The sequence below is a fragment of the Flavobacterium cupriresistens genome, from assembly GCF_020911925.1.
Lineage (GTDB): Bacteria > Bacteroidota > Bacteroidia > Flavobacteriales > Flavobacteriaceae > Flavobacterium > Flavobacterium cupriresistens.
The window spans coordinates 5,729,907-5,740,613 of sequence record NZ_CP087134.1 but is presented as its reverse complement, the minus strand read 5'-3'; the positions used below and the strand labels follow the sequence as shown (position 1 = coordinate 5,740,613).

Below are 10,707 nucleotides of genomic sequence, written 5' to 3'. Positions count from 1 at the left end.
ATATTCGAATAAATTTTTATATTATTGATAAAGATTCTCCTAATAAAAAAGGAGCAATTTTATTCCGTATTTCGGGATAACAAATATGTGAACAAATTTCTTTAAAAAAAAATAATTTGAAGTCTAATTTTATAAAAAAATGTTGTAAGGGGACTTTTAGGAACTAAAATTTTTTAATCTATAAATAATGAAAAATCATCAAACTCAAGTACGAGTTCGTTACTCTGAAACTGACCAAATGGGGGTCGTTTACCACGGAAATTATGTTCCTTATTTTGAGATAGGACGCGTGGAATGGCTTAGAGATAAAGGGGTTTCGTATAAAAGCATGGAAGAAAGCGGTATTGGATTGCCGATTGTTTCGATGCAAATAAATTATAAAAAATCGGCACGCTATGATGAGCTGTTAACCATCCATACCACGTTCAAAAGTCAATCCTCTGTAAAGATCGAATTCGATTGCGAGATCTACAATGAAGCAAATGAGTTATTAACAACTGCAGTGTTTATTTTGGTATTTATTTCGTTAAAAACAGGTCGCCCGACAGCTCCTCCAAAATACATTTTAGAGTTGTTTGAAACTCTGGTATAATTGTTAAAATGAGGGGTATTTTTATTAGAATTTATAAAGTTTTAATATCGATTTCAAACATTAAATCAAAAATGTCGAATATTATTTCGGCATTTTTTTTTCTCGTTTTGGTCTCAATTTTGCCAATTGGCAGTCCGGAATCTTCATCCATTTCCATTTCCTGAGAAACGATATCCAGTTTTTTTTCTTTGATAACCCGCATCACTTTATTCATGTTTTTGTAATCAAAAGAGATTAAAAAATGCACGTCGATCGTTTTTTCGATGATCTCGCAACTTTCAAGTGTCATTTGGGCTGTTGTTTTATAAGCAGCAATCAATCCGCCGACTCCCAGTTTGACACCGCCAAAAATTCGAACTACGACTATAAGAACGTTTGTTACCCCAAAAGATTGTATTTGTCCGTATATAGGTGCGCCGGCTGTATTGCTCGGCTCTCCGTCATCATTGGCGCGATAGCTGATGTTGGGCGCGGTACCTAATTGATAGGCGTAACAAAAATGAACCGCATGTGGATGTTGTTTTTTTAAAGTCTCGATGATGGGTTTTACTTCTTCTTCGTTTTCGATAGGGAAAGCATAACCAAAGAATTTGCTGCCTTTTTCTTTTAATAAAATCTCTTCTGATTCAAAGGCAATGGTTTGATAGGTGTCGTTGTAGTCCAAGAGTTAAGAGTGAGAAGTTAAAGGTGAGAGGTGAAATGTAAAAAAATTAAAGTATGTTTTTTTCAAACAAATCAACTACGTCTTCCTGTCCAACTTGTAAATTCCATACATTAAAACCCAAAGAAGCAGCACCGTCTGTGTTTTCTTTTTTGTCGTCTATAAATAAGGTACGTTTGGGAGACAGCTCGTGTTTGTTGATCAGGTATTGAAAAACATCTGCATTGGGTTTGCGCATTCCAATTTCAAATGAAAAATAAACTTTTTCAAAACATTGATAGAAATCGCTGTAAAAGGAAATGCCGCTTTTGTTTTCGAAAGTTTCAATATGAATAGAATCGGTATTGCTCAATAAAAACAAACGGTATCTGTTGGAAAGCATTTGCAGAAACTCTAAACGATACAAAGGAAAATCTGCCAGAATAGCATTCCATGCCTCAAGAATTTCTTCTTTTGATGCGTTTGGAAGTTCTTTTTGAAAACCACCAATAAATTCCTCGGGCGAAATATCACCGGTTTCAAACAACAGGTTTAAACGATCCAATTCAGAACTCCATTCTGTCATGCCTAATTGCTGCAATTTAGAAATGGTAGCTTGTTTATCTAAATTGATAAAAATGTCTCCGAAGTCAAAAATTATAGTATCAATCATGATTTCTAATGTGTATTAATTCATCAGTTATAAGGTGCGTTGTAGCTGTTTTATTTCGTGTTATTGTCGGTGCCTTTATTCCTTTTTCGAAAGTAGATTTTCCGATAAAAATACAAGCTTCGTCCCAGATATTCTGATCAATAAAAGTTTGTAATGTCTGTAGTCCACCTTCAATTATAATAGATTGTATCTGGTTTTGATACAAAATCGTTAAGAGTTGTGGTATTATATTTTGATTAAAATCAATTACTTCAAAGGTAGTGTTTTCTTTTTCGCTGGCAATTTTTGAGCCTGTTAATACGATCGTTTTAACACTATCGTCGAAAATAAAACTGTCTTTTTCGATTCGATTGTGCTGATCTAAAACAACTCTTGTCGGATTATTTCCGCTCCAGTCCCGAACGTTTAATTTTGGATTATCATCTACCACGGTTTGTGTTCCTACAAGGATAGCTTGTTCTTCACTGCGCCATTTGTGAACCAATTGTCTCGAATAAGCATTGGTAATCCAAACAGGTTTTCTGCTTGGGTTGTTTTCTTTTTCTGGTGCCAAAAAACCATCCTGACTTTCTGCCCATTTCAGAATAATATAAGGTCTTTGCTTTTGGTGAAATGTAAAAAAACGTTTGTTGAGTTCGTTGCATTCGTCTTCTAAAACGCCAACAACAACAGTAGCGCCCGATTCGATTATTTTTTTGATTCCTCTTCCGGCGACTTTTTCATTTGGATCGACGGTGCCTACTACTACATTTGGAATTTTATGTTCTATAATTAAATCGCAGCAGGGTGGTGTTTTACCAAAATGACTGCAAGGTTCCAAGCTTACATAAATGGTAGCTTTTTTTAATAACGATTTGTCTTTTACGGATCGAATCGCATTTACTTCTGCATGCGGTTCTCCTGCTTTTTTGTGCCAGCCTTCACCAATAATCCGGTCTTCATAAACGATCACGCTTCCTACCATTGGGTTCGGATAAGTCGTTCCCAGACCATTTTTGGCCAATTCGATGCAACGTTTGATATATTTCTCCTGTATATTCACACTACAAAAGTAGTTATTTTTCAGTTTACGATTTCGTTAAGAAAACTATCGGAAAACTATTTTTACTTTTGTAATTATAAGCTGAATAAAGTAAAATGGAAAATTGGAGTATTAGAATAATTCAAAAACAAGACAATCAAGAAGTTGCAAAATTAATACGATCCGTTTTTGATGAAATGGAAATTCCAAAAGTCGGAACTGCTTATGAGGATCCTTATTTAGATTTGATGTTTGAAGAATATCAAAAACCAAAATCGGCTTATTTTGTAGTTGAATCTGAGGGTAAAGTTTTGGGTTGTGCCGGAATTGCGCCTTTAGAGAATGGGGATTCTAAAATTTGCGAATTACAAAAAATGTACTTTTTGCCTGAAACAAGAGGTTTGGGAATTGGCAGCGAAATGATGGAGATGTGTTTGCAACAAGCACGGGATTTTGGTTTTGAAAAATGTTATATCGAAACAATGCCTTTTATGCATGCAGCCCAAAAATTATACAAAAAATCGGGTTTTGAGTATCTCGATGCTCCGATGGGAAATACTGGGCACAGTTCTTGCCCTGTTTGGATGTTGAAAGATTTGCGAAGCGAATTGTAACATATTTTACTTTTCATTACTTATTATCCTGAAATGCTGCCGGTTTTAATCGAAAATTAATGCTCAAATACCCAAAATGAAAATCAAACAATACCGTACCCAATTTATAAAAGAGCTGTCGTCTTTTTATGATGCTTATGAAGCAGAAAGTTTTTTCTATTTAATTTTAGAAAACAAACATAAACTACGACAAATTGATTTGGCTTTAAATCATGAATTGGTTTTTAATCCATCTGATTTTGCGTTTTGGGATGTCATTTTGCAGGAGTTAAAAAAAGAAGTTCCGATTCAGTATTTACTGGGGAAAACGAATTTTTACGGTTTGGATTTTGAAGTCAATGAGAATGTTCTGATTCCGAGACCGGAGACCGAAGAACTGGTTGAATGGATTGTAAAAGAAAACGCAAAAACGGATAAAACTAAGACTTTAAAAATTTTAGATATCGGTACAGGAAGCGGTTGCATTGCGGTTTCATTGGCTAAAAATTTACCAAACGCAAAGGTTTATGCCATTGATGTGTCGAAAAAAGCATTGGAGACAGCGAAACGAAATGCGATAAATAATAAAGTTGAAGTTACTTTTTTACTAAATGATGTACTGGAATTAGAGGAGCTGCCGTATGATTTTGATATCATAGTTTCGAATCCGCCTTATGTTCGCCATCTGGAAAAAGAAGAAATCAAAAAAAATGTACTGGACTATGAACCGCATTTAGCACTTTTTGTAGAAGATCACGATGCCTTGATTTTTTACAAAAAAATTGCTACTCTGGCTCAGGATAATCTATTCAAAAATGGACAGTTGTATTTTGAAATTAATCAATACCTGGGCAAGGAAATGATTGATTTACTTGAAGAAATGGAATTTAAAAACATCGAATTACGTAAGGATATTTATGATAATGACAGGATGCTGAGGGGGTCTTTTTAGTCTCAGTCTCAGTTTTCAGTCTCAGTTTTTAGTCTCAGTCTCAGTTTTCGATCTCTGTTTTACTGTAAACTGCGACCGCGACTGAAAACTATTCGTATCGCAACGCTTCAATAGGGTCTAGTTTAGATGCTTTTATTGCAGGGTACAAACCGGAGGCCAACGCAACAAGGAAACTGGTTATAAAAGCAGCGATAATCGCTACCCATGGAATGACAAAAACAAAATCCATGGCGGTGGCGATACCATAACCCAACAGTATTCCCCATATAATCCCAACTAAACCGCCAATTTGTCCAATCAATAAAGTTTCGATAAAAAACTGAACAGCAATCGTTGATTTTTTTGCTCCTAATGCTTTTCGTACCCCGATTTCTCGAGTGCGTTCCGTAACCGAGACAATCATGATGTTCATTAAGGCAATTGAAGAACCTAATATGGTGATGACACTTATAATCACGGAAGCCCAGCGTAAGTAGACCGTGATACTTAAAATTCGGTTGATTAAGTCGTCACTTCGGCCGATACCAAAATTGGAATCGCGAACGGGGCTTAATTTTCGCACTCTTCGCATCGTACTGGTGGCATTATCAACAGCCTCGTCCAAAAATTCTTTTTTTGAAACCATGGCGCTTATGGTGTAATTAATGTTAGGAGTGGTAAATAAGGAACGTGCCACCTGAATTGGGATTAAAACCCTTAAATCCTGACTGTTCCCAAACGTTGATCCTTTTTCTTTTAAAACGCCAATAACTTTAAATCGGGCACCTCGTATTGAGATTATTTTATCAATTGGATTCACATCTTTTAAAAGCCCTTTCTCAAAATCGGATCCCACAACACAAGAATAGGTATTATTGTCAATGTCAAACTGATTAAAACTACGACCTGAACTTACCTCTAAACCCGAGTTGGTTATAAAGTGTTCGTCGACACCAAGGATTGTAATTTCCGGATCGGTTTTTTGGTCTAAGTATTTTACTTCCGCTTTTGAAGTCGCTGTAAACGAAAGCGAAGTCTCGGTAAAAGGATATTTGTATTTGTTTTTAAAAGCGACTGCTTCCGGATAAGAGATGATCGGATTTACGATTTCACGCTCATTGCCACCTCTGTTTTTAAGATTATTCTCGTACTGGTTAATGTTGAAAGTGTTAGCGCCCATAGACGCAAAATTGGTAGAAATGGTGTTTTCTAATGCCGTTACAACGGTAAGAATTCCAACCAAAGCCGTAATTCCAATAGCAATAATTAATACGGTAAGAATGGTACGGAGTAATTGTGTTTTGATAGAACCAAACGCAATTCGAATATTTTCTCTGAATAATTTTAGCATCATGACCAATTTGTCACGAAAATACGTTTTTTGTTACAAGTTTGTTTTCGATCGGGCATTATTTATTTTAAAAAATAAGATATTTGCAAACGATTTAAGACTTGAATAAAATTCTAAAATCAGGAATAAATTAACTTAAAGATTTTTAATTTATAGGTTTCAAAGAAAATCTAAAATCTAGAATCGACAATCTAAAATATTAAAGATGGCTTCTAAACCAAGTATACCAAAAGGAACGAGAGATTTTTCACCTGCAGAGGTGTCAAAACGTCAATATATTATTCAAACCATAAAAAGTAATTTTGAGAAATTTGGTTTTCAGCCTATTGAAACACCTTCGTTTGAAAATTCTGAAACCTTAATGGGGAAATATGGAGAAGAAGGAGATCGTTTGATTTTTAAAATATTAAACTCAGGTAATTTTTTCTACAATAAAAAGAACAAAATCGAATTGCCGGAAGCGATAGAAGAGTTGCAAATAAATTCTGCTGAAACAATTGATACGAATCAAAGAATTCAGTTGAATAAATTTACCGGAACGATTTCAGAAAAAGCATTGCGTTACGATTTAACCGTTCCGTTTGCCAGATACGTGGTACAACACCAAAATGAAATTGAATTTCCTTTCAAAAGATATCAGATCCAACCGGTTTGGAGAGCAGATAATCCACAAAAAGGGCGTTTCAGAGAGTTTTTCCAATGTGATGCCGATGTTGTAGGTTCAAAATCATTGTGGCAGGAAGTAGAATTGGTTCAATTGTATGATACTGTTTTTACAGCTTTAGGTTTAGAAGGTGTAACTATTAAAATCAATAACAGAAAAATTTTATCCGGAATTGCAGAAGTAATCGGAGCTTCGGATAAATTGATTGATTTTACGGTTGCCTTGGATAAATTGGATAAAATCGGTGAAGAAGGTGTAAAAAAAGAAATGATCGAAAAAGGAATTTCTGAAGAAGCCTTAGTTAAAGTACAACCGCTTTTTGGTTTTAATGGAACTTTTGCAGATAAAATCGCTCAGCTTTCTAGTTTATTGACTTCGTCTGAGGAAGGCATGAAAGGAGTAGAAGAGTTGCGTTTTATTTGTGATCATGTGGCTACTTTAGGTTTGTCAACAGCAACCTTAGATCTTGATGTGACTTTAGCACGTGGTTTGAATTATTATACCGGAGCCATTTTTGAAGTAGCAGCGCCAAAAACAGTTGCGATGGGTTCTATCGGAGGTGGTGGAAGATACGATGACTTAACGGGTATTTTTGGTTTGAAAAATATGAGTGGGGTAGGAATCTCTTTCGGACTGGATAGAATTTATCTGGTTCTCGAAGAGCTTCAGTTGTTTCCTGAAACCGTTGCAGCAACTACCAAAGCGATATTCATAAATTACGGAGATACAGAGGCGTTATATGCTTCACAAGCCATTCAGAAATTAAGAAAAGAAAATATAAAGGTGGAACTTTATCCTGATAATGTAAAAGTGGGGAAACAATTTCAATACGCAGATAAACGATTAATTCCTTTTGCGGTAATCGCAGGTGAGCAGGAAATAGCTTCCAATTCTTATTCGCTTAAAAATTTAGTAAGTGGAGAGCAAATTTCTGTTGATTTCGAAGGATTGAAAAAAGCATTGCTTTAAGGAATAATTTGGTAAGGTTTTGTGTCACATGACTTTAGCGAATTTCAGTTAGTTTTAGTTGATTTCTAATTAAAAAAATCAGCTAAAATCTTTCTAAAACTGTCTAAAATAATTGCAGGAACAGAAAAAAACCTTTTAATTTGCGGCACTAAGTTACGGGCGTAGTTCAAGGGTAGAATAGCGGTCTCCAAAACCGTTGATGGGGGTTCGAATCCCTCCGCCCGTGCAATAAAACCGTATCCAACATAAAATAGTTACTAATTATTTTTTGAGAGGTTTTCGAAAGAAATGTATAAAAAAAGCTTCGTCTGAATGTAGACGAAGCTTTTTTTTAATATAAGGTAAACTTGAATTAATAATTATTTATAAAGCCGAGGCTAAACCCTTAAATTCAATTTTAATTTGGTAATACTTTTGTATTTGTTTGATGCTCAAATATACCATATACTAAAACGTAATAGTCTTAAAATTATACTAAATTTTTAAAGTGAAAAACGAACGATTGGCTACTTTTTTTAAAGTGCAATTAATTGTTTTTGAAGGTAATCAATTCTGTTGGGTGCGCAAAAGCATTTTGGTCAGATTGGATTTGCAGGAGTGTTTGTAAATTATGGTATAGTCACCAAATTCGATATTTTTTAGTTCCTCGTCAATTACTTTTTTTGCAAGATTATAATCGGTAACGATACACCCAATTTCTAAGCTATCACATTTGGTAGCAATGCTGTTGCAATGGCCAAGACTTCTTAATTCGAGTATATGAGTGATTCGTTCTTCAAGATTGTATCGTTTTTCTAAGTCTTTTTCTTTCTCGAAAGTTTGATTTTTATATGCAATCTCCAGATATAGAAATTGCTTTTCATCAAGCTCTGTGTATCCTTCTTTTCGTTTTGTATTAATTCTGCTTCTAAGTGTTCTTGGTAAATTGATGAAAATACCGCTTTTAATTTCTTTGTATTGCCCCAATTTTCCAACAATACCCCAATAGACGATGGCTGTTTTTTCATCCACTTGCCAGATCTCCCAATAATGGAGTTGGTTTTGGATTGTTTTATAAAGTTTAATCATTTTGTTTTAGTATTACGTTACGATATAAAAGTTTTGCAAAATCAGATTTGTTTACGTTATAGCACATTACAAATATAGTAATATTCTTACTTTTTATTTGTTTTTTTAGTAGTTTAACAAGTCAGGAGGTGAATTATAAATTACTTGATTGTTAATTTGTTGATATGTAGTTGTTTGTAGCTGTATGTTGCCCTTTGTTTTTGTGAATGCATTTTGAGGACTACTTCTTTGAGGGACTGCTACTATTCTTGACAAAGTGACAATTTGACATTTTAGAAGATTTGGCAGTACTTTTGCAGTCCAACAGAAAGAATAAAAAATGAAGTTTAAAAATATTTTTAAAAATAATAGTAATATGACTACGGAAAATACAGAATTCGATCAGGAATTAGATGATGTAACGTTAGAGAACAATGCCAACGGTGAGCAGTTAATTGTTGAAGAATTAAGTGTTGAAGAGCAATTAGCTCAAGACTTGGCAAAAGAAAAAGATAAGTTTCTGAGATTATTTGCCGAATTCGAAAATTACAAAAGAAGAACTTCAAAAGAGCGTATCGATTTATTTAAATCGGCAAATCAAGAGGTTTTGTTAGCAATGCTTCCTGTTTTAGATGATTTTGACAGAGCAATTGTAGAAATTAACAAATCTGAAGATGAAACTTTGACAAAAGGAGTGGAGTTAATTCATGAAAAACTAAAAAGCACTTTAGTAGGTAAAGGTTTAGAGCAGGTTGAAGTTAGAGCAGGTGATGCTTTTGATGCCGATTTTGCTGAAGCAATTACTCAAATTCCTGCACCTTCTGATAAAATGAAGGGTAAAATTGTTGATGTTATAGAAAAAGGATACAAATTAGGAGACAAAATTATCCGTTTCCCTAAAGTAGTTATCGGTAACTAAAATGCAAATAAAATTCTGAAAGTCAATTTTTTAAGCATTGGAATTTAGAGTTTAAGATTTGGAATTTAACTTAGATTATGAAAAAAGATTTTTACGAAATACTTGGCATTTCAAAAGGTGCCGATGCTGCTGAAATTAAAAAAGCGTACCGAAAAAGTGCACTAAAATATCACCCGGATAAAAACCCGGGCGACAAAGAGGCAGAAGAAAACTTCAAATTGGCAGCAGAAGCTTATGAAGTTTTAAGTGATCCGAGCAAAAAAGCGAAATACGACCAATACGGACATCAAGCATTTGATGGTTCCGGCGGATTTGGCGGTGGTGGCCATGGCGGGATGAATATGGATGACATTTTCAGCCAGTTTGGTGATATTTTTGGTGGCGGATTTGGCGGATTCGGTGGTGGCGGAGGCGGAGGCCCTCGTCGCTCTAAAGGAAGTAATCTTAGAATTAAAGTTAAATTGACTTTAGAAGAGATTGCCAATGGAGTAGAGAAAAAAGTAAAAGTAAAACGTAAAGTTCAAGCCAAAGGAGCTACCTACAAAACCTGTACGACTTGTAACGGTCAAGGTCAGGTGATGCGTGTTACCAACACTATTTTAGGAAGAATGCAATCCGCATCTACCTGTCCTGCTTGTGGTGGTTCCGGACAAATTTTAGATAAAAAACCTTCTGAAGCAGATTCTCAAGGGATGGTTTTGGAAGACGAAACCGTATCAATAAAAATTCCAGCAGGTGTTGTTGACGGGATGCAGCTTAAAGTTTCCGGAAAAGGAAATGATGCTCCGGGAAATAGTATTCCAGGTGATTTGATTGTTGCTATCGAAGAGTTAGAACATGAGTTTTTGAAACGCGAAGGAGAGAATATTCATTTTGATTTATATATCAGTTTCCCGGAAGCCGTTTTAGGAATTTCTAAGGATATCGAAGCCATCAACGGAAAAGTTCGTATCAAATTAGAAGAAGGTATTCAATCCGGAAAAATCTTAAGATTAAAAGGAAAAGGAATTCCAAGTATAAATGGTTACGGAAGCGGAGATTTGTTAGTGCACGTAAATGTTTGGACGCCAAAAACGTTAAATAAAGAGCAAAAACAATTTTTTGAAAATGCGTTAAACGACGATCATTTTATTCCAAGTCCTGAAAAGTCAGAAAAATCATTTTTTGAGAAAGTAAAAGACATGTTTTCATAGCGCAAACTCTTTTTAAAAAATTGAAATAAATACTAAAACCCATTCTAATAGAAACATTAGGATGGGTTTTTTGCGTATTGTAACGCAGATTCGCTTCGAATTATTTACTTTTAC

Annotated in this window: 11 protein-coding genes and 1 tRNA gene; 7 read left to right on the top strand and 5 right to left on the bottom strand. The window is 34.8% G+C overall.

Features of this window, described 5'->3' with window-relative positions:
• The first annotated feature begins 187 nt into the window (after positions 1-187).
• Positions 188-592 (top strand): acyl-CoA thioesterase, encoded by a 405-nt coding sequence (locus tag LNP23_RS22830; protein ID WP_047779196.1) that lies wholly within the window; start codon positions 188-190, stop codon positions 590-592.
• A 31-nt stretch (positions 593-623) separates the two neighbouring features.
• On the opposite strand, the gene LNP23_RS22825 is transcribed toward LNP23_RS22830, so the two are convergent.
• The 3 genes from LNP23_RS22825 to ribD are packed head-to-tail and all read right to left on the bottom strand — an operon-like array spanning position 624 to position 2,947.
• Positions 624-1,256, bottom strand: coding sequence for an IMPACT family protein (locus LNP23_RS22825; protein WP_230003004.1), 633 nt, complete (start codon positions 1,254-1,256; stop codon positions 624-626).
• Between the two features lie 46 nt (positions 1,257-1,302).
• A complete protein-coding gene (locus tag LNP23_RS22820) occupies positions 1,303-1,905 on the bottom strand; it encodes an HAD family hydrolase (RefSeq protein WP_047779194.1) in 603 nt (200 codons plus the stop codon).
• Positions 1,898-2,947 (bottom strand): bifunctional diaminohydroxyphosphoribosylaminopyrimidine deaminase/5-amino-6-(5-phosphoribosylamino)uracil reductase RibD, encoded by a 1,050-nt coding sequence (gene ribD, locus LNP23_RS22815; RefSeq protein WP_047779193.1) that lies wholly within the window; start codon positions 2,945-2,947, stop codon positions 1,898-1,900. Before ribD ends, LNP23_RS22820 begins: the two co-directional genes overlap by 8 nt.
• A 95-nt stretch (positions 2,948-3,042) precedes the next feature.
• Between ribD and LNP23_RS22810 the strand changes: the two genes are divergently transcribed.
• The gene (locus LNP23_RS22810; protein WP_230003003.1) at positions 3,043-3,540 is read left to right on the top strand and encodes a GNAT family N-acetyltransferase; all 498 of its coding nucleotides are present in this window, start codon (positions 3,043-3,045) and stop codon (positions 3,538-3,540) included.
• Between the two features lie 76 nt (positions 3,541-3,616).
• Positions 3,617-4,471 carry a peptide chain release factor N(5)-glutamine methyltransferase gene (gene prmC, locus LNP23_RS22805; protein ID WP_230003002.1) on the top strand — a complete coding sequence of 285 codons (855 nt, stop codon included), beginning with the start codon at positions 3,617-3,619 and terminating at the stop codon, positions 4,469-4,471.
• 88 nt (positions 4,472-4,559) lie between these two features.
• On the opposite strand, the gene LNP23_RS22800 is transcribed toward prmC, so the two are convergent.
• Complete coding sequence (locus LNP23_RS22800; protein WP_230003001.1) at positions 4,560-5,804, bottom strand: ABC transporter permease; 1,245 nt, start codon at positions 5,802-5,804, stop codon at positions 4,560-4,562.
• A gap of 202 nt (positions 5,805-6,006) precedes the next feature.
• On the opposite strand from LNP23_RS22800, the gene hisS reads away from it, so the two are divergent.
• Positions 6,007-7,434, top strand: coding sequence for a histidine--tRNA ligase (gene hisS / locus LNP23_RS22795; protein WP_230003000.1), 1,428 nt, complete (start codon positions 6,007-6,009; stop codon positions 7,432-7,434).
• Positions 7,435-7,589: 155 nt separating this feature from the next.
• A tRNA-Trp gene (locus LNP23_RS22790) sits at positions 7,590-7,660 on the top strand.
• 320 nt (positions 7,661-7,980) lie between these two features.
• On the opposite strand, the gene LNP23_RS22785 is transcribed toward LNP23_RS22790, so the two are convergent.
• Positions 7,981-8,502, bottom strand: a complete 522-nt coding sequence (locus LNP23_RS22785) for a hypothetical protein (RefSeq protein ID WP_230002999.1) — start codon at positions 8,500-8,502, stop codon at positions 7,981-7,983.
• Between the two features lie 319 nt (positions 8,503-8,821).
• Here LNP23_RS22785 and LNP23_RS22780 point away from each other — a divergent pair, with 319 nt between their 5' ends.
• Together LNP23_RS22780 and dnaJ are read left to right on the top strand one after the other, a co-directional pair.
• The gene (locus LNP23_RS22780; protein ID WP_047779187.1) at positions 8,822-9,400 is read left to right on the top strand and encodes a nucleotide exchange factor GrpE; all 579 of its coding nucleotides are present in this window, start codon (positions 8,822-8,824) and stop codon (positions 9,398-9,400) included.
• 77 nt (positions 9,401-9,477) lie between these two features.
• The gene (gene dnaJ / locus LNP23_RS22775) at positions 9,478-10,593 is read left to right on the top strand and encodes a molecular chaperone DnaJ (RefSeq protein WP_047779186.1); all 1,116 of its coding nucleotides are present in this window, start codon (positions 9,478-9,480) and stop codon (positions 10,591-10,593) included.
• The last annotated feature ends 114 nt before the right edge of the window (positions 10,594-10,707 follow it).